This is a genomic window from Fischerella sp. JS2, assembly GCF_032393985.1.
GTDB lineage: Bacteria > Cyanobacteriota > Cyanobacteriia > Cyanobacteriales > Nostocaceae > Fischerella.
This window is the reverse complement of sequence record NZ_CP135918.1, coordinates 6,862,889-6,881,978: the sequence shown is the minus strand read 5'-3', so window position 1 is coordinate 6,881,978 and position 19,090 is coordinate 6,862,889. Positions and strand designations below refer to the sequence as shown.

15 protein-coding genes and 2 pseudogenes are annotated in these 19,090 nt (G+C 40.6%); 9 read left to right on the top strand and 8 right to left on the bottom strand.

Annotated features, from left to right (window positions below):
* Positions 1 to 93: 93 nt before the first annotated feature.
* Positions 94 to 414, bottom strand: coding sequence for a hypothetical protein (locus tag RS893_RS29490; RefSeq protein WP_315789102.1), 321 nt, complete (start codon positions 412 to 414; stop codon positions 94 to 96).
* 370 nt (positions 415 to 784) lie between these two features.
* Between RS893_RS29490 and RS893_RS29485 the strand changes: the two genes are divergently transcribed.
* The 8 genes and pseudogenes from RS893_RS29485 to RS893_RS29450 all read left to right on the top strand — a co-directional run.
* Positions 785 to 1,387: a YdcF family protein gene (locus RS893_RS29485; RefSeq protein ID WP_315789101.1), complete on the top strand. Its 603-nt coding sequence runs from the start codon at positions 785 to 787 to the stop codon at positions 1,385 to 1,387.
* Positions 1,388 to 1,736: 349 nt separating this feature from the next.
* Positions 1,737 to 2,954 carry a PucR family transcriptional regulator gene (locus RS893_RS29480; RefSeq protein WP_315789100.1) on the top strand — a complete coding sequence of 406 codons (1,218 nt, stop codon included), beginning with the start codon at positions 1,737 to 1,739 and terminating at the stop codon, positions 2,952 to 2,954.
* Between the two features lie 375 nt (positions 2,955 to 3,329).
* Positions 3,330 to 4,430, top strand: coding sequence for a glycosyltransferase (locus tag RS893_RS29475; protein ID WP_315789099.1), 1,101 nt, complete (start codon positions 3,330 to 3,332; stop codon positions 4,428 to 4,430).
* Between the two features lie 147 nt (positions 4,431 to 4,577).
* Positions 4,578 to 7,712, top strand: coding sequence for a WGR domain-containing protein (locus RS893_RS29470; protein ID WP_315789098.1), 3,135 nt, complete (start codon positions 4,578 to 4,580; stop codon positions 7,710 to 7,712).
* Between the two features lie 264 nt (positions 7,713 to 7,976).
* Positions 7,977 to 8,195, top strand: a complete 219-nt coding sequence (locus tag RS893_RS29465; RefSeq protein ID WP_315789097.1) for a type II toxin-antitoxin system HicB family antitoxin — start codon at positions 7,977 to 7,979, stop codon at positions 8,193 to 8,195.
* A gap of 38 nt (positions 8,196 to 8,233) precedes the next feature.
* Positions 8,234 to 9,874 (top strand): SWIM zinc finger family protein, encoded by a 1,641-nt coding sequence (locus RS893_RS29460; protein WP_315789096.1) that lies wholly within the window; start codon positions 8,234 to 8,236, stop codon positions 9,872 to 9,874.
* A 395-nt stretch (positions 9,875 to 10,269) separates the two neighbouring features.
* Positions 10,270 to 10,518, top strand: a pseudogene (locus RS893_RS29455) (ArsR/SmtB family transcription factor); the annotation flags it as partial.
* Between the two features lie 129 nt (positions 10,519 to 10,647).
* Positions 10,648 to 11,121: pseudogene (locus RS893_RS29450) on the top strand (Clp protease N-terminal domain-containing protein); the annotation flags it as partial.
* Positions 11,122 to 11,460: 339 nt separating this feature from the next.
* Here the strand turns inward: RS893_RS29450 and RS893_RS29445 are convergent.
* The 6 genes from RS893_RS29445 to RS893_RS29420 all read right to left on the bottom strand — a co-directional run bounded on the left by RS893_RS29445 (position 11,461) and on the right by RS893_RS29420 (position 17,264).
* Positions 11,461 to 12,801 carry a TldD/PmbA family protein gene (locus RS893_RS29445; protein WP_315789095.1) on the bottom strand — a complete coding sequence of 447 codons (1,341 nt, stop codon included), beginning with the start codon at positions 12,799 to 12,801 and terminating at the stop codon, positions 11,461 to 11,463.
* Positions 12,802 to 12,907: 106 nt separating this feature from the next.
* A complete protein-coding gene (locus tag RS893_RS29440) occupies positions 12,908 to 14,380 on the bottom strand; it encodes a TldD/PmbA family protein (RefSeq protein ID WP_315789094.1) in 1,473 nt (490 codons plus the stop codon).
* A gap of 112 nt (positions 14,381 to 14,492) precedes the next feature.
* Positions 14,493 to 15,218 carry a Uma2 family endonuclease gene (locus RS893_RS29435; protein WP_315789093.1) on the bottom strand — a complete coding sequence of 242 codons (726 nt, stop codon included), beginning with the start codon at positions 15,216 to 15,218 and terminating at the stop codon, positions 14,493 to 14,495.
* Positions 15,219 to 15,285: 67 nt separating this feature from the next.
* A complete protein-coding gene (locus RS893_RS29430) occupies positions 15,286 to 15,825 on the bottom strand; it encodes a WcaF family extracellular polysaccharide biosynthesis acetyltransferase (RefSeq protein ID WP_315789092.1) in 540 nt (179 codons plus the stop codon).
* A 1-nt stretch (position 15,826) separates the two neighbouring features.
* Positions 15,827 to 16,408: a YdcF family protein gene (locus RS893_RS29425; RefSeq protein ID WP_315789091.1), complete on the bottom strand. Its 582-nt coding sequence runs from the start codon at positions 16,406 to 16,408 to the stop codon at positions 15,827 to 15,829.
* A 16-nt stretch (positions 16,409 to 16,424) separates the two neighbouring features.
* On the bottom strand, positions 16,425 to 17,264 hold the full coding sequence (locus tag RS893_RS29420; protein WP_315789090.1) for a 2OG-Fe(II) oxygenase: 840 nt from the start codon (positions 17,262 to 17,264) through the stop codon (positions 16,425 to 16,427).
* A 138-nt stretch (positions 17,265 to 17,402) separates the two neighbouring features.
* Here RS893_RS29420 and RS893_RS29415 point away from each other — a divergent pair, with 138 nt between their 5' ends.
* The gene (locus tag RS893_RS29415) at positions 17,403 to 18,299 is read left to right on the top strand and encodes a class I SAM-dependent methyltransferase (RefSeq protein ID WP_315789089.1); all 897 of its coding nucleotides are present in this window, start codon (positions 17,403 to 17,405) and stop codon (positions 18,297 to 18,299) included.
* A 31-nt stretch (positions 18,300 to 18,330) separates the two neighbouring features.
* Here the strand turns inward: RS893_RS29415 and RS893_RS29410 are convergent, their stop codons facing one another.
* Positions 18,331 to 19,002: a class I SAM-dependent methyltransferase gene (locus RS893_RS29410; RefSeq protein ID WP_315789088.1), complete on the bottom strand. Its 672-nt coding sequence runs from the start codon at positions 19,000 to 19,002 to the stop codon at positions 18,331 to 18,333.
* Positions 19,003 to 19,090 lie beyond the last annotated feature (88 nt).

Sequence of the window (19,090 nt, the reverse complement as noted above, 5' to 3'; positions counted from 1 at the left end):
TAATTATCTAGACTAGGATGAAATCAATAACTACATAAGAAAGTAAATTAAAATTTATACAAAACGATTTTTATAACTTCCTGCTTGCTTGTCCTAGTTACCACAGCTACCGCAATCGAGAGAACCACAATCAGCCCCGCTACAATCAAAAGAACCGCACTCAGGCAAATTACAATTGCAATTCCCTAAATCACTAATAGTATTGGCAAAGTAACAGCTAATCTCAGGACACGAACTACAGTCTTGTAAACTGCTATCACAGTCCATGTTATCACATTGGTTGTGTCCATTATAACTGTGCTCATGACTGTGTTTTCCTGTAGAAAAAGATTGATTTTTATATTTGCTAGTATTTTCTAATACTTCTTCGTCTTCTTCGTCTTCTTCCTCAGACTCAGAGTTAATAAATTGCATTTTTGCTCTTGCCGTCTTTACTCTTTGATTAGCAAATTAAATTTATACGTTGCTATATCAAGATATTCAGTCTAATCTACTAGTACTTCGCCACACCAACTTTGATAGGTGTAGGCTTAAGGTAGGACATAACTGCGTCAGCAGAGTCACCTGAAAGCAGGATGACAAGCATCACCTCAAAGAGTGAATATAAAGGCGTTGCATAAAATAGGGATAATTGAAGAAGGCAGAGGGCAGTCCCAATGAAACAAGTCTCACTGCCAAGCATGAAAGTGGAATTTTTCCTGTTAAGAGTTCCCTATTCCCTGTTCCCGACTATAAAAAGGGTAAAGGACAGACAGCAGAAGATTTCAGTTAACGAATTATGTTCATGAGTGACAAAATTAAAAAGCCATGTATAGCGATCGTTTTACTTAGTCTTATGCCTGGAGTTCTGCCAATACTCGTGACAATTGCATTAAGCATCTATGTTTACAGCAGCAAAACCAAGGTTACTAGTGCTGATGCAGCTATTGTTTTAGGAGCAGAAGTGTGGGGAGAAAAACCTTCACCAGTTTTTCGAGAAAGAATTAACCATGCAATTAATCTCTACAAACGTGGTAAGGTTCACAATATCATTTTTACAGGTGGAATTGGCAAAAACAAAGAAATCGCCGAGGCAATTGTTGGCAAACGCTATGCAATGGCACATGGGGTCAAAAAAGCAAATATCTTAACCGAAACTACTTCTCAAAACACTCACCAGAACCTCATGTACGCAAAGAAAATTGCATTGTCTCAGCATTTATCCAAGTTTCTCATTGTTAGTGATCCCTTGCATTTAAAACGAGCAGTATTGATGGCAGAAGACTTAGGAATGGATGCATATCCATCTGCAACACCAACAACTCGTTATCGAAGTTTCATAAGTAAGCTTAAGTTTCTTCTTAGAGAAACGTGTGGTTATTTCATCTATCTTTTACTGAGACTGTAATTATACTTCGTTCTTATACACGCGCTTGTGCTACAACGGAGGTTCCCTCTAAGGTCGCACTGACTCCCCTGTACCCTTTAATAGAGGAAACTAAAAACCTTCTGTGAACGTTATTTGTTGACAAAATCCCTATGGTTAATTTTGTTACCAAAATTACTAAATGCATTTACAACTTAAGAAAGATGCTTTTCTATCTAAAGTCTAGTTAGCTGTTCATAGCTTTATTTTACAAATATTTTCCTGCAACTTATGTCAAAGATTACTGTTATAGTTTTGGCATTTTTTATACCTAAAACATGTAGCCATTTTGGTAATGAGTTAATTTGACAGTAACCTTGAGTTTCATTAAATGAAAACCTTATTGAACACCACTACACAATTTGAGCAAGTAGCCACAATGGTTGCAGAACGTATAGCTCAGCTATTGTGTGCCGAAGTTTTTGTCTTAGACCAAGATGCTTTTGTGATTGCTAGTAGCAACCCTAAGTTAATTAAGTCTTCTTTCAACTATATCTATAAAGATATTGCTTTTAACTACTTGCGAGTACCCTTATCATTTAATACACAAGTTGGTGAAGTCATTGTTTGCAAACCGCACAATGGCGAAGTAATTTCTTCCCGGCTGGTGCAGGAACTAGTAGAACTTGTCATTAGTCAAACTACAGTTATTGATACATTGCTTAATCAACACCAGTTAAAGGATAAGTTTATCTACGACCTACTTCATGGCTTTATTCATGAAGAAACTACAGTTATTCGTCATAGCAAACTTTTAGGAATAGATTTGACTCCGCCCCGTGCAGTTATTCTAATTAGTGCTGCTGATTCCATAAGCAAAAATGACCTTTTCCATCAGATTCAGCCGGAAAAAATTGAGATAGAAATAAGACGATGGGCAAATCAAGTTATTCGTAGTGTTGTAAGCTTTTTCCATCTTCCTAAAGACACAATTTGTGCCTATATTGGTAATGGTGAAGTAGCTGTCTTGAAGGCAAGTGATACAAAAAACTTGGGTAGTTGGGCAAATCACGGAGATATACCAGAGCAGTGTAGTTCTTCTTGGGCAAATCTCACAGCTTTGAAGCGAGCAGCTAGAGCCTTATTGACTTACTTGCAGGATGAAACAGGTATGTCCCTCAATATTGGGATTGGTCGCTATCACCCAGGGATTCGGGGACTTGCCCAATCATATGAAGATGCACGGGCTGCTTTGTCCCTTGGCTGTCGTTTTGGCGATCGCAACCAAGTACATTGTTTAGATGGATTGGGAATTGCTGCCTTTGTCGGTGTTGGGGATGAGCAAACAAAAATAGAATTAGCTGCCTATTTGCTCAGTCCCCTTAACTATGAACCAGAATTGCTTGCTACCCTTGATACTTTCTTTGCTGAAGACTGCTGTCCCTCTTCTACAGCAAATCGGCTTTCTATCCACAGAAATACTTTGAGTTATCGATTAGATAAGGTTAACTTGTTAACCGGGCTTAACCCCCGTCGCTTTGATGATGCGGTACAAATTCGTTTGGCTTTACTGCTGCGGAAATTTAGCATTCCTGCGAGAGGGGGATAGGGGAGGTGGGGAGAAAACAATTCAAAATTCAAAATTCAAAATTCAAAATTTAGGAAGAGGGTGTGAGGAGTGTGTAGACGAGGCAGTGCGGTGGACTCTTCTCCCGGCATAAAGCACGTGGCGTCATCTGCCGTGCGCTCATAAGCTTAAGGTAAGGGTGGAGCAGTGAACAACTACTAACCCTACTTTTGTGAGAAGACGCTTGCGCGTCTACGGGTTCGTCAGTCGCTTATGGGGGCTCGGGGTCCCCTTTGGGGTTGGGGGAGGAACCCCCTGCGTTCCCGTTGCTGACTCACCACTCACTACTAATGTACAGACGCGAGGAACATCGCGTCTGTACCCATCAACAACCAACAACCAACAAATAATTTGAGTATGCGGGTTGTAACATATACAGACTCTGCTGGGATTGGAGGAGCAGAAATTAGCCTTGGACACTTGGTGACAAATGTGTCTAGTGAAATTGATGTAATGGTGGTTGGGACTTGCCAATTGGTTGTAGATACAATAGCTGCTAAAAGACCACAAGTAAAGCGAGTGGTATTGCCTGGGGTTGGAGTGAAATCCCTGATAGCACATTTACAAGTGCTACATTATCTTTCTCCCGACATTGTACACATCAATACCTGCACCCCTTGGCAGTGTGCTACGGGTATATTTACTGCACTTACTTTACCCAAAGTACGGGTGGTGCGTGTTGACCAACTACCACTACGTACTACAGATGCGATCAAGCTATGGCGTACTCGGGTGCTGTCGCTGCGAGTAGATGCCCATGTAGCAGTAGGTGAGGCAAGCGCCAGACAAATGGAGGACTTTTACGCCCTCGGTCGTGGTACATTAATTTCCATCCCCAATTGTGTGCCGAATAATCATTCCGCATCTGTTGTATCTCCTAGCCGTAGAAAGCATTTAGTTATTGGTAGCATTGGTAGGCTTGATGCCATGAAGGGTCACGATCTGTTGCTGCAAGCAATTGCACAACTAGAAGGAGTACAAGTAGTTATCTTAGGCGAAGGTGGGCAACGTACAGCACTGAAAAAACTAGCAGATGACTTAGGAGTAAGCGATCGCATTTCTCTTCCTGGGTGGGTAGATAATCCTCAAGATCATCTAGCGCAATTTGATATTTTTGCCATGCCTTCTAGATCCGAAGGTTTTCCCCTAGCAATTGTAGAAGCAATGCTAGCAAGGCTACCTGTGGTTGCTACTTGTGTGGGTAGTGTTGCGGAAGCAGTGATTGATGGCGAAACAGGGTTCTTAATCAACAAGAATGATTTTACAGGGCTTGTTGTGGCCCTACAAAAGTTGCGAGACAATCCAGCACTTCGTTTGCGCTTTGGTCAGCGTGGGCGAGAGGTAGCACTGCATAATTTTACTGTTGATGTCATGGTTAAGCGTTATGAGCAGTTGTGGTATGAGTTACTATCTTCGCCCCAGCGTCCGAGGTTGCTAATTCCCCAGCCCAAGGAGTAAAACTAGGATACAAAAATTCTGTGCATTCAATTAGGTAATATATAGCCCAGATTCCGTAGGTGCGATGGCAACTGTAAACACTCACCCTATGGCAACTCTGTATAAATCAAGCCACAATAGAGAGTCATCAGCTGTGGTGAAATGGGTATGAAACTAATCAAACGTACAACCCTACACTATCAAGAAGGGACATCCGATAAAATTTACGAAGTGGATCTGTGCCAAATAGATGCAGGGCGATATTTAGTCAACTTTCGCTACGGACGCCGTGGCAATAACCTGAAAGAAGGTACAAAAACCACTCAGGCTGTACCTTTAGAAACAGCACAGCGAGAATTTGACAAGCTGGTAGGGGAAAAGACGAAAAAGGGATATCGTGAAGTCTCCGCCACCCCAAGTAGTGCTACCTCAGTTGAGACAACGCCTCCTCCCAGTAAAGATGCTAAAAAACAAGTAATTCTCAACCATCTTGTAAACAACCAACCCCGCAAATGGAAGTTAGAGCGGGTAATATGGCGGGCAGGAGAACTGAAAATTAGTGAAGCTGCGCCTTTGCTACTAAAACTGATTGGTACAGGCGCACCCATGAGAGATTATTGCATTGCCTGGACCTTGGGTTACTGTGGCGATCAAAATGCGATTCCCGCACTCATCACACTTTATCAAAGTGCTTCCAGTCCAGAATTTGTCAGTCGCATCGCTTTTGAAGCACTCCTCAAGCTTGCAGATGCACAAACCAAAGCGGCTTTGCAGACACAGATGATAGATTTTCTCCCGCCAGAATTGCAAAAGCTAGCACAAAATGGTTCAGCAGCAGCATTTGCCACCGAACTCCGCGCCTATCTCCAACGCAGTGACTATAAAGGTTTTGCAGTACTTGACAGAATATATCAAATCGATAACCAGTACGTGCGTCCAGCTTTAATTGAAATCTTACGCAAAGCACCTTTGAAACCAAACTACTTCCAACGTCTGCGTCACATCTTCAAAATGGCAGAATACCGCCATGATAGTGAAGTATTTGGTATCTTTGCTTATCGCTTAGAAAAAGAACGACATATGTTTCGTCGCCAATGGTGGCAAATGTATAAATGGGACTCTGCCACCAGAAGCTATATTAAAAGACAAGATTATCTCAACAGCCCTGACTCTAATCGTGCCTACAGCGATAAAACTCGTGAATATTTGCGACGGCGGGTGTGGCGGACTCTCAAACAATTGGGTGAGGAGGGAGACTCTCAGTATGTAAACATGGCTGTAGACATTTTACTCCAGTATTCAGACCAGGATGCCCAAAGAGTTTGGCAATCGGCTTCTCATCGCTGGGAATACTTAAACGCAAGCTGGACAAAGATAGAATACAACCATAAATGGTGGGATGCCTACGCTGGTTATTTAACCTTTAACCATATTCTCTACGAAAATAGTCCCCGTTACGAATTAAAACCTAATTCCAAAGCCTGGCGCTGTCGGGAAAATTATAAACCAGGGGATGCAGAACCAACTACAAGAGAAGAAGCATTTCCTCAACTTTGGGAACAACACCCCCAAGCACTGTTACAGTTACTCTTGCAAAGTAAATGTCGCCCTGTTGATCATTTTGCCGTTAAAGCTTTGAGAGTGTGCGATCGCTTTGTGAGTTCTATTAATATAGATACCATCATTGGGCTGGTTAATAAACCTTACGAAGTGACAGCGCAGTTTGGTTTTGAACTTGCACAACTGAACTACAATTGTGCTTCACCCAACAAAGAATTAATTCTGGCTTTAGTTAATTGTCTGTCTGAACAGGCTCGTACTCAAGCTTACCAATGGATCGAACAACAACGCGAGTTCTTTTTAGAAGATAGTAACTTCATCACAACGCTAGTTATTAGTCAACAAAGCGATACTCGTGCTTTTGCGCGTAGACTGTTGGCATCATCAATTTTAAGCGATCGCACATCCAAAACCATCATCGGCTGCATTATTGCTGAGTTATTAGCATTTACACCAGAATCTGCAACTGAGTTAGTCAAAGATATTTGCGAAACCTTACTAGTAAGCTTTGCACCCCAATTGCGGAACTTAGGCTTGAATGTAATTAATGATCTTCTAGCACATCCAATCTTGGAAATTCAAGAACTAGCTGCTCGTATTCTACTCAATCATGAAACTAGAGTCGAAAACTTACCGCCAGAAATCATAGAATCACTTTTAGCATCACCTTACGAATCATTGCGAGTTCTCGGTATTAGATTATTTGGACAATTGCCAGACAAGAAACTCATAGGTGAAGAAAGAACTTTAATAGTGGCGATGGCGGTGAATGCAAATGCAGAAATCCGCAACGCTATCCAACCAATCATCCGTCGTTTAGCCAGTGCCTATCCTGCTTTTGCAATGCAAATTGCATCTGATTTGATCGAAATTCTGCTCATACCAGAACAACATGAAAGCGTTCACAGTTATTTAGTGCGTCTGCTAAGAGAAGATTTGCAGGGATGGATGTCAAACATCAGCAAAGACACAGCTTTAAAATTACTTCAAGCCCAATCTTCAGCAGCCCAAGAATTGGGTGGTTTTATACTAAGTGCAAATTACCAAAATTGGTTGGCAGAATTTTCGACTTCTGAAATCGCCAAACTTGCCAACCACGAGATTTTATCAGTACGGGAAGCAGCACAACAGATGTTTTTACAAATCTTAAATCGTCTGCGTGTAGATTCCCAAGAAATGTTAGCAGCAGTGCGGATACTAGAAGCGAAATGGCAAGATTCCCGAGATTTCGCCTTCAAGATATTTACAACAGAATTCAGCAGCAACGAATTTACACCTCAAGTTTTGGTAAGTATTTGTGATAGCGTGCGAGAAGAAGCGCGTAGACTTGGGCGTGATTTATTAACCCGTAACTTTCAAACAGAAAATGGTGAAGAATATCTCTTGAAATTTAGCGAACATCCATCGGCAGATATGCAGTTATTCGCTACCAACTATCTGGAAAAGTATGCTGCCAACAATCCTGAAAGATTGCAAGAATTAATGCCCTTTTTTATTAGTGTCTTGTGTCGAGTCAATCGCGGTAGCATAGCTAAGAAGCGAATATTTGCCTTTTTAGAAGCTGAAGCCCAAAAAAGCGAAGCCGCTGCCAAAATAGTAGCAGAAATTATGGCTCGGCAATCGGCAACAATGGCAATAGGAGATAAGGCAGCAGCAATGCAAATTATGTTGAAAATTCACAAAATTTATCCAGAAATATCTTTGCCAATTCAGGTAAAAACAGTATCAAAAATAAGGAAATAATTTTGATATAACTTAATGAAAAAGCGTAAGCTGTTGGAAAAAGTTTTATCAGGCTCAAAGAATATCCAGTTTACGGAACTAGTGACACTGATTGAAGCCTTTGGGTTTAGTCTGTCACGAATCAACGGTAGTCATCATATATAATCATCCAGAAGTCCCAGAAATTATTAACATTCAAAATAGGAATGGAAAAGCAGTACCGTATCCAGTCCGTCAATTCCTATCAATAGTCGAGCAGTATAATCTTAGTTTGGAGGATGAAGCATGAAAGACTATCACATCAATATTTTCTACAGCGAAGAAGATGAAGGTTATATTGCTGATATTCCAGACTTGAAATTTTGTTCTGCTTGGGGTGAAACGCCAGAAGAAGCATTACGTGAAGTAATGGTTGCAAAAGCTGCTTGGTTGGAGACAGCTAGCACTGAGGATAAACCTATTCCCCAACCTAAATATCGTCCAATCATTTATCAAGTGGGCTAGTTACAAAAATAAATAGTCAATCATTAATAATAAAAGATATGGAATTTAACTACTCATATAAAGGAAACACAGCAGTAGTAGAAAATGGCGGTAACACCCAGATGTCTTTTTCCCCAGACACCAAGCGTCCGCCTACTTACTTCATTGGTGAACTACAACAAAATATTGCCTTTCGTGAAGCTATTAGTGCTTTGCATGATGTTGTAGTTTCTGATTTACGATACAAACCCAAAGACAAAACCGCTTATAAAGAATGGCGTGCTAAACAAGATGAAATTGACTGGGATTTAGTTGCAGCTATGCGACAAGATGTCGCTGACAAAATCAAACAGTTACAAACAGAAATGACTGCGCTAAATCAGCGTAGTTACGAAAGATGGCGTCCTTATTATCAAGCTAGAGAAAAGTTTCGTCAGTTTGTTTGGCAAAAGCAACTAGATTTTTATTTTGTTTTTGACCCAGTAATTACAGTTCATCCCGATGAAGTCTTTTTTGAATGCTTCAGTGTAGATGAATCAACTTATGGACGTCTTGGTGCTAGTTACGAAGTATTTAGAAACATTAGTGAATTTGCTTGTGGAACAACAAATGTTGATTACTCCGCAGCACTTTATGATGAATTTCAAAAAATCCGCAGTTATAAAACTACTCAATTGCAAGTTGATCCTTCGGGTTTTGAAGTCCAAACAACTAACGAAGCAGCTTATAAAGAAGTCAAAATTGATTTACCAGATAGCTGGGTAAGGGGTTTTTTACAAGTCAGTTCCGCGATGTGTTTACCAGCGACACAGTTTGATTTACACCCGATGGATATTCATAATATATGTTTGGTTCTACGTCGCCATAAAGAGAAGAAAGGACCGCGCAGTCTGTGCTATCATCTTCAACCTGGTGAACCTGTGCGTGTGGTATTTGAACCGTGGGATATTGAAGTAGTTTGTCCGCGATCGCTTTATACTGGTTCTCAAGCTCAAACCATCCGTACCTGGGGACGTCGTCGCCTCCACATCCTCGAACGTCTGATTCCCATTGCCACAAAATTTACTGTTCACTTATTGGGTACGGGTATGCCTTCATTCTACGTCGCTGATTTGGGTGATATGTCTTTTACCCTTGGTTTATCGGGATGGACTGCCAATGACTGGTCGGGTAGTGGTAACTTTGATTTAATGGCGCCTCGTGCTGATGTCGATGAGTGGACACAGAAAATCATTTTCGATGGACTGCGGGAAAACTGGGTAGAAACAGCAGATAGTCTGGCCCAGCGTTTACATTTGAGTCGTACAGCTGTGCTTGGTGCTTTAAATGCTTATACGCAGGCAGGACGTGTGATATATGACTTAAACAAAAAAGTCTATCGCGTTAGGGAACTCAGTCGCGAACCCTTACCAATGGAAAGGTTACGCTTTGCTAATGAACGGGAAGAAAGCGCCACAAGATTTTTGAGTCAAAATGTTGTGCAGGTGACACAGGTGAGTGACCGAGAGGGGATACTCGTCTTAGAAGGTAATGTTCAAGACAAAGAAAAAATTTACAATCCAACTTTGACGATTGATCCAGACGAGCGTATAATCTGTGCAGAATGTACTTGCAATTGGCATCAGCAAAATAAGCTGTATAAAGGTCCTTGTGAGCATATTCTGGCACTACGAATGCAACACGCTCGTCAGTGTAGATAAATCACACGTTTGTCCTTGGTATCTAACCTTGCAACTCGGACGGTGCGATCGCCGTCCATGCGTTCAGCCTAACCACGCATCACTAGCCCACTCTTGACTGTGCGGTCTTACGGTAGCTATCGCTATTCCGGTTTGACTTCCAAAGAAGTGAATGAAGCGATAGCTACCGTGACCGCTTGAGTTGAGTGATCTAGTCCTGAGGGATTTACGAAGGGATAACCAACAATCACAAACGTGTGATTTTTCTAGAAACAGTCCAAGGAATTTTGCAAAAAGGGATTCCGTGGTTGCGAATAATTAAAGCGATCGCTGATCAAACATGAAACTTAAACGATAGACCTCTTCCTGCAAAATATTAGTGTTGACATCTATAATATTTCGATTATTCTAGAAATATGGCTAACGAAGAAACGGCTCGGTATGCAGATATCTTTTCTGCATTAGGGTCGGAACCACGGCTGGAAATAATGCGGTTGCTGTTTGCGGCTTATCCAAACGGGATGACTGTAGGGGAGATTCAGGAGAAACTCAAAATTCCCAACTCGACCCTATCGCATCACTTGGAGAAACTGCGGATTGAAGGTTTAGTTAATAGTCGTAAAGAGAAACAATTTCTGTGGTACTCAGCAAATGCTGAGACTATGGAGGATTTATTAACTTTTTTATCAACAGGAAGAACAAGAAGTGAATTTCTTTGTAGCGATCGCACTTCTCATGCAGTCAATAATACATCAATGCAGGAAGAGTTTATGTTGGAAAAATTTTTTGAATCTATATTTGAAAAACTCTCTGGATTTGTATCAGGTAGATTCCATCTCAAAGGTTTTGAAAGATTTACTCAAAAAGCAGTTATAGCCATAAATATTGCTCAAGGTGAATCTCGCCGCTTAGGACATAATTTTGTGGGAACAGAACAGATTTTACTGGGATTAATTGGTGAAGGTAGTGGTATTGCATCTCAGTTTCTTACCTCCGTAGGTGTGAACTTAGAAAATGCTCAAATTGAGGTTGAAAAAATCATTGGTAGAGGTTTAGGAAACACAGCTGTAGATGTTCCCTTCACCCCCAGAGCTAAGCGAGTATTAGAACTATCAGTAGAAGAATCTCGACAACTTGGTGTAAATTACATTGGTACAGAACATTTGCTATTAGGAATTCTCCGTGAAGGGGGAGGAGCAGCAATTAAGGTATTGCAAAATCTGGGAGTAGATTTAGTTTCATTGGAACAACGTTTACGAAGAACTTTGACATAGTTTCTGGTAATGGGTAATGAGAATAGGTAATTGGTAATAGTAAAAATACCAATTACCACCTAGCCATCAACAGAAAATTTATCTACTTACATCGGTGTACATCTGTGTGCATCGGCGGAAAGTTTGTAGACACGGAGTGGCTTCCCGCTAGGGTGCGGAGGTTTCCTCCGTACTCTTACGAGAAGTCGCTTACGCGCCTACGCGCAGCTTCCCGGAGGGAACTTCAAAGCTTTCCAAGATAGTGTTCGTTTCCCAAAACATAAATTTGGTTGAGGCTTGAATTCACCTCACACATGAACTATGAATTTTTTCATAATTCATAATTCATAATATTCATTCTCCCGTAATTGAAAGCCCATCAACCCAAATGCGTGGACAAACTCCTGTGGGAGTCAACTCTAGTTCTTTTTCCACAAAAATAATTGACTTGAGAACTTGCAGAAAATCACCAGCAACAGTTGCAGATTCAATACTCGTTTTCACACCCTTGTTAACAATCCAACCGTCAAAAGGCAGAGAAAAAGAACCTTGCAAAGATTTTACACCTGCATGGAGAGCTTGTAAATCATCGATAAAAATTACATTTTCAACATTTTCCAAACTCAATTCTTGTTCCGCAGGCGAGTTGCCAAAAACATGATAAAAGTTAGGACTAACAGTAACTTTTGCCCCAATATTAGCATTACCCGTGGGTTTGGCATTCATCCGTTTGGCAGTACCTGCACTGTGTAGAAATCCAGTTAAAACACCATTTTCAATTAAAGAAATTCGGCGAGTTGGAGTTCCTTCACCATCAAAAGATTCTGCCCCAACATTAGCAGGGTGCAATGCATCATCGTACACAGAAAGTAAAGGAGATGCTATTTGCTTACCTAGATCATCAGGAGTAGATAAACTCTGTTTATCCAGAATATTTTGGGCATTAAACAAATTAGAAAAAGCACTCAAAAGACTTAAAAAAGCATCAGGTGAAAAAACCACTGTATGCTTACCAGACTTGACCTTTTCATAGTTCAAGTGGCTGATAGTTTTCTCTGTTGTTTCTTGAATACAACCATTAACATCTAAAGTTCCTAAACTGCGGTTGATTCTAAAAGCACCAGCGCTGCGGGGTTTTTTGCCATCTTCCTCTGTTTTGCTGTAGAGATAAATTGATGCCAAAGAGTGAGACTCGGTTCTGATCGCACCATCGCTATTGAGATAGAATCTATCAATATCTCTTTGGGCTAAATTGTTATAAGGTACTCCTTGAATTGCCGGATGAGCTGCCAAAACTTCTTTTTCAGCCTTGAGCAAAGTTTCTATTAATTGAGAAACTGGAGCTTGTGGTGATTTTTCGTGTTGTTGAACAGCAATATCAACAGTAGCCTCTGGACTAAAATCTGGGACATTTTCTTTGACACCAAAGAAACTGGCTTCATAAGCTGTTTTCAAAGCTAATTCTAGTCCTTTGGGGTCTACATCTGTGGTGCTGGTGACCCCCATTGTATTCTCGTCATTCCAAACCCGGACAGTGACACCAGAAAGGTTCGAGGCTTTGACTTGCTTAGGCTCACCTTGATCAACTTGCACACTAGTTGCATCTGTGCTTGAGCCATAGATATCGAATTTTTTAATGCCAAGTTTATTTGCACTGTCCTTAGCATAATTTGCAATTTCGCTGATATTCGGCATACTCAATTTTAGATTTGACTGCTTTTATGTTTTGCTTAGTGTCTTAGTGTCTTAGTGATTAAGAAAAAATGTATGAATCACAAAGGCATAAAGACACAAAGAATTCTTAGCGTCCACCAACGGTAATTGAATCTACTTTGATATGAGGTTGTCCAACTGTGGTGTAAATACTGCCACTGACGGAGCCACAAAAACCGGGTGCTAAGGATAAATCTTGAGAACACATGGAAATTTTATTCATAATTTCTTTAGCCTCACCAATCAAAATTGCTCCTTTGAGTGGCTTGGTGATTTTGCCGTTTTCTATGAGATAAGCTTCGTCTACACCAAAGTTAAATTGACCTGTAGCACCAACACTACCGCCACCCATTTTTTTACAATAAATGCCTTTATCAACGGAGGCAAATAAATCTTGGGTGGTGTATTCTCCAGGTGCAATGTATGTGTTACGCATCCGGCTAGCAGCTGCAAAGGTGAAGTTTTGGCGACGTCCGCTACCTGTTCTGGGATGTCCGGTGCGCCAGGAACCTGCTCGATCTGCTAAGAAGTTTTTGAGAATGCCTTTTTCAATTAGTAATGTTTTTTGGGCTGGCATACCCTCATCGTCCATATCAATTGTACCGAAGGCTTGTTCGGTACGCCCTTCATCTAAAGCGGTGAGGCTTTCGTGGGCAATTTTTTCGCCTTTTTTATCGGCGAAGGGGGAGGTTTTGCGTTCAATTTGGGTGGTTTCTAGCAGGTGTCCGCAGGCTTCGTGGAAGATTACCCCACCAAAGTGGTTGGCCATGATGATAGGATAAGTGCCTGATTCTACGTAATCTGCGTAGAGCATTTTGCCTGCGGATTCAGAGATATGTTCTGCTGCTTCTTGATAATCCCAGGTTTTGAGGAAGTTGGGATCACTGGTGTTACCAGCACGTTCACCAATGGAAGCACGATGAACTCCGTCAGCACACAGGAGATTAAATCCTACAGATTGGGTGAGGCGAATGTCACGAGCAAAAGTGCCATCGCTAGCAGCAACTAGGACTTCTTGCCAATCTCGGAAATAGGTAGCACGACGGGATTGAATATGACTAGCTTTGCGTTGGAGTTGGGCAGTACCATCAAGGAGGATTTCTCCCATTTCGCGGATGGAACTACACAGAGGTAGCCAGCTATCTTTACCTCTTTTAGTAGCGTAATCTCTTAGTAGTTCTAAATTAATTTCGGGGATGAGAGCGTTAGGTGCAGGTAGCTGCAATCCCAGAATGGAAAGTCCTTTTTCTAAAGCTGCTTTTAAACCTGCAAAAGATAAGTTATTAGTGCTGACGTAGCAATCAGCTTGTCCTTTAAAGACTCTGACTCCCGCACCAGTGGAAAGACGTGGTGTGATGCTGGTGATGGTGTCTTCTTCCGCAAGACAACTGATATAGTTGACACGCTCTAGGAAAAATTCGATAAAATCAGCGCCAGCAGCGCGTCCTAGTCCCAGAAGGGTAGCTAGGGGAGCTTCCCAGGTTTCATCGAATCGTTCTGGCGTGGAGGAGTATTGCAGGGTGGGGAGTTGTTGGGAGAGAAGTAGCGTATTTGTGAACATGAATATTCTCTTTGTGCTGGCTGGTTTGGAGATTTGACTGAAATATGCTGGTGTGTTCTCAGTCTAACAAATCCGTAAATGCCGCACTTGGAGATCAGGTTTCGCGATCGCCCTACAATTGATCAGTGTTAACGCCCAATTCTCGCAGTTTTGCTGCTAAGCGTTCTGCTTTTTGGCGTTCTTGTTCTGCCGGGGTTGGAATCCAGTTACCGTTGACATCATACCAACGCAACCACAAGCGATCGATACCTTGGTAAGTACCCTGCCAAAGTCCCAAGCCTAATTCTAATGTTGGCATCCACAGACGTGGTTCTGCCAAATTTACTTCTGTGTAGCGGTCTGCTTGGAGAATAAATGCTCGCAGTGTATTTGTATAGCGATCAAAAACTATGTAATAGGGAACACGCAGTATTTGTTCATAAACCTGCCATTTTGTTGGCGGCTGATCTACTACCCTAAGATTTTGCCCTAAATCTTCTTTTTCTGTACCAGGGGAAAGTAATTCTACCACAACAAACGGGTTGACTCCTTCTTGCCAAACCACGTAACTTAAACGTAGGTCTTTCCCTTCGTATAACTTGGAGACACCAACCACTGCATACCAATCAGGCCGCTTGTACCATAGAGGATGACGAGAGTCGTAGTAAAGATTTAAATCGCTGGCGACAAAAACTTCATCTGGAGAATAAGTTGGCGGACGAAAGGTTTCCCGTAAAAGTTGGGGTTGATATATATGAAATTCGTCAGGCAAACCAGGCTCCTCTGGATCTTCACTCTTGAGATCATACATGGTTGGTAGAACTTCTTTGGGAGAAAGAGGAGGATCTATTTGGTACATGATACGAATTTGTGACCAACTAGATTTAGGTTAGCCAATGACTGATTTTTTTGCTAGCCTCCCAGACCTACATCTTCCTTTTCTTAACAGGTTGAGCCGGATTTCCTGCGTAAATTGTCATCTCTTCTAAGGAGTGTGCAGTTACAGATCCCAAGGTTAGCACTGCTCCCCGCCCAACACTTACACCAGGGCCTATGACTGCTTTGGCTGCAATCCAACTACTTTCTTGAATGTGAATAGGAGCAGTAATCAGTTTAAAATCGGGATGACTCCAGTCGTGATTGCCAGTGCAGAGATACACACCTTGAGATAAGCATACATGACTTTCGATGGTAACAAGGGCAAGGTTGTCAATCCAAGTGTTTTCTCCTATCCATACGTGATCACCTATACTCAATCGCCAAGGAAACTTCACTCGTACTCCCGGTTTGATACGGACATTTTGACCAATTTGCGCTCCAAACCGCCGCAATGTCCAAACCTTTAAAGCTGAGAAGGGAAGCAAATGACTTTCTACTAAAGGACATCCCAAAAAGTACCACAAAACTTGCTTCCAGTAAGGTGCGCCAGGACTATAAGTACCGACGGTATAAGAATCTAAACGCATATTATGGTAAATCAACAGCAGATTGAAGGCTGGCTCCCGTACGACCTGTAAATATCCAAAGCAGGGAGCGACAGACATCACGAAGAATACGGAGATTGGACTCTTTAGGTTGGTTTGATGGAACAGAAAGAGGAGTAAAAGCGATACCTTGGCTACCAAGAATAATAGTAGCGATCGCTCTGGCTCTGGGCATGTGATAGTCAGAGGTAATCAAAAACAGGTGTTGTAAATGCTGTTTTTTGAAGTCATCAACTAAAGTAGTAAAGTTAGTCACGGTATCGACCGCACGATGATCAATATGTAGTTGTATACTAGGAACATTTGCACTGATAAAAGTTTTCCACGTTTTCTCAGGCTCCGGTGGCGAAGATACCCAAATATCTAAAGAAGGATACCACGGGGCTAGTTCGGCAGTAAAATTTTCCCTGGCAGAATCGCCACCTAATATCAAAAACGCTTGCGGTTGGGGTGCTTGGGTTTTGGCCATTATCAAACGCACTGGAATAACAAACACCAAGGCGAGGATTAATCCTACTAAAGCTAGAATCCAATATTTTTTACAGAAGCAAGAAAATTGTTTCACAACTGAAATTAATTGCTCATTCGCTATCTACATTTTGATAATAATGAGGCTTTTTGATTCCATGTTTGAAAATTTTACGAATTCCATTACGTAAAATTGCATCACCTTGTAAGACTATATCCCTGAATCTTTGTTCTGGGCGTCCTCGAAACGATGTGACGTGAAAATATTCACTTGATTGCACGGGTTTGGGAGAAAAGTAGTAATTAGATACACAGCAACGTTGACCTTGATGATTCACTTTGCTTACAGAATGTAAGGAGCTTTTATTAGTAATCATAATCACAAGACGATTAAACTTACTGTGTATAGTTCTACAGTTTTTCTTTAACCCTTGATCCCAAAGCTCTAGATTACCACCATATTCCTGTTTCCAATCGGGAGTAACATAATATAACAAGTTTAGGACACGATAATTCTTGCGGTCTTTATCATGGGAATTATCAAGATGGGGATTTAAGAAACAACCCTTATTCATTAAACTAATTCCACCCGCATAAAGATGTTTATCTGGTAATAATTCTTCTATAGAAGTAATTTCAGATATAAGTGAAACTACTCTTGGCTCTTGGAATGCATAGATGATTTCTTCTAAAATAGGGCTATATTTATTCATTTGCATTCCTACATATTTGTACTCTCGAATATCTTTTAAAAGTAATAATTCTTCTGTATAAGGAAATGATTGATAAATTTCTTTGGCATAAACTTCATCTAGTATATTGTCAATATAGCAGCTATTAATTTGGTTTTTTTTAAGAAATTCTTGGTGTAACTCATTTTTACATTGTTCTAGTCTATTACAAATATGTACAGCATAATCATGTCTAGTTAAATATTCTCTATGAAACCTCATATTTTTGATTAATCAGGATAAAACTATATTTTACTTCAACAAAATATTTTTTATCTTTAAAAATAATCTTTATAAATGTTTTTATTTGGAAAATATTATACAATTGTTAATTGTCAAGCTGTTGATTGTTCAAGTTTTATGTTAAACCAACCAACAGGAAATCTATCCCAATATTTGCTTAAAGACGTTGAGATTATTCAAGATCAAACAGGTATCCTGAGTTGTAAAATCCAAAACCCTACCCCCGCAATTCAGGCAAATAGTTATTATTTCGGGCATTCAAAATGGGCAAAAAATTATTTTGAAGCTTGTCATCGGGATGAAAAATTTATAGACCTTTGGCAAGCAGTCATTGGTAGTTGGTGTGACAAAATTGTTGTGGATATTGGTTGTGGACCTGGTAATTTATATGCATCTTTGAGAGAAAATTGTGGTGAACCTAGATTACTTTTGGGTGTAGACGTTTCTTATGGTGCTTTACAAATGGCTGAAAAACTTGGATACATGCCAATTCTGGCAGATGCCCAGAATCTGCCATTTGTTTGTGAGTTTGCCGATATGGTTATGCTTAATGCTTGTTTGCACCACTGTGATGATATGGCAAAAGTTTTAAGAGAAGCAGGACGCTTAGTTCGTCCCGGTGGACTTTTAATTACTGATCACGATCCACAACGTAGTGCTTATAATTTTCGAGGTTTAGGTTTTCTTTTGTGGCAAATACGTTTGCCATTCTATCGACTCTTAAAACGGGGTGGACATTCGACACCAGAGGAGCAATTCTGGAGTATAGCTACAGAAGTACATCATCAACCAGGTGACGGTGTTACACCAGAGCTTTACTATGAAATATTAAAACCATTAGGTTTTCAAGTTGAATTATATCCTCATAACCATACTGTAGGAGTAGAAGTCTTACGCGGAAACTATGGTAAATCTTCTTGGAAATGTCGTGTAGCTCAAAGACTATCAGGAATTAATCCAAATACACCAGAAGCAGCATTATCATTAATGTGCGTTGCTAGGCGGAAAATATAAACTCAAAACTATTTAAATTTTAGTATTTCAGTTAATCCATAATGAAAACTTCGGCATGAAAACTTGTATGTTTCCATCCGCGAGGGAGTGGTATTATTTTATCTCGTAAATATGTAGACCCAAATTGAATCTCACCTATGTTCATCCCATGCCGATTCACAAGTTGACGTAATGTTCGGACACAAAGCCAACATGTATGCTCTGGATTATTATTTACTTCTTTATTTAAAGCAGCTTTAATAATATTACGCCAATACCAAGGATTTGGTGTTGATATAAGCAGTCTGCTATCTTTATGCATATGTTTTTTACAACTCTTTAAAAAACCATGAAAGTCCTCAAGATGTTCGATAATATCTCCAGCAACAATGACATCGAATTTTTTTCCTAACTCGAAGCATTGGGCATCTGCTGTTACAACATTAAACCCTAATTTTTGCAGATATTCTACACCATCTTGATATAGGTCAATTCCAATTAAACTCCGAGCAACTTCCTTGATGGCTTTATGTACCCAATATTTGCTTTTGTAACTTTCGGGATTATGGCATACACATCCTATGTCTAAAACATCTTTACCTTGACTATATTTAACAATAAAGCGAATCTTATGATCGTTGAATGCTATTTTATTAGAGAAATCTTTAGAATTCGCAGCTAAGGAATCGCCTTTTATATTCGATGGATCTGTTTTTACTTGCATATTAATCTCCTAGTAATTTTAAAATCGGGGAAGGGGTAAAGGGAAAAGGAAAAGAAGATTTTCATCAACACTAGTTTATGATGGCTAC

What these genes read in the sequence shown, in the direction of transcription:
- RS893_RS29490 (WP_315789102.1), bottom strand. Translation starts at nt 414, where the DNA reads ATGCAATTTATTAACTCTGAGTCTGAGGAAGAAGACGAAGAAGACGAA.
- RS893_RS29485 (WP_315789101.1), top strand. Translation starts at nt 785, where the DNA reads ATGAGTGACAAAATTAAAAAGCCATGTATAGCGATCGTTTTACTTAGT.
- RS893_RS29480 (WP_315789100.1), top strand. Translation starts at nt 1,737, where the DNA reads ATGAAAACCTTATTGAACACCACTACACAATTTGAGCAAGTAGCCACA.
- RS893_RS29475 (WP_315789099.1), top strand. Translation starts at nt 3,330, where the DNA reads ATGCGGGTTGTAACATATACAGACTCTGCTGGGATTGGAGGAGCAGAA.
- RS893_RS29470 (WP_315789098.1), top strand. Translation starts at nt 4,578, where the DNA reads ATGAAACTAATCAAACGTACAACCCTACACTATCAAGAAGGGACATCC.
- RS893_RS29465 (WP_315789097.1), top strand. Translation starts at nt 7,977, where the DNA reads ATGAAAGACTATCACATCAATATTTTCTACAGCGAAGAAGATGAAGGT.
- RS893_RS29460 (WP_315789096.1), top strand. Translation starts at nt 8,234, where the DNA reads ATGGAATTTAACTACTCATATAAAGGAAACACAGCAGTAGTAGAAAAT.
- RS893_RS29445 (WP_315789095.1), bottom strand. Translation starts at nt 12,801, where the DNA reads ATGCCGAATATCAGCGAAATTGCAAATTATGCTAAGGACAGTGCAAAT.
- RS893_RS29440 (WP_315789094.1), bottom strand. Translation starts at nt 14,380, where the DNA reads ATGTTCACAAATACGCTACTTCTCTCCCAACAACTCCCCACCCTGCAA.
- RS893_RS29435 (WP_315789093.1), bottom strand. Translation starts at nt 15,218, where the DNA reads ATGTACCAAATAGATCCTCCTCTTTCTCCCAAAGAAGTTCTACCAACC.
- RS893_RS29430 (WP_315789092.1), bottom strand. Translation starts at nt 15,825, where the DNA reads ATGCGTTTAGATTCTTATACCGTCGGTACTTATAGTCCTGGCGCACCT.
- RS893_RS29420 (WP_315789090.1), bottom strand. Translation starts at nt 17,264, where the DNA reads ATGAGGTTTCATAGAGAATATTTAACTAGACATGATTATGCTGTACAT.
- RS893_RS29415 (WP_315789089.1), top strand. Translation starts at nt 17,403, where the DNA reads ATGTTAAACCAACCAACAGGAAATCTATCCCAATATTTGCTTAAAGAC.
- RS893_RS29410 (WP_315789088.1), bottom strand. Translation starts at nt 19,002, where the DNA reads ATGCAAGTAAAAACAGATCCATCGAATATAAAAGGCGATTCCTTAGCT.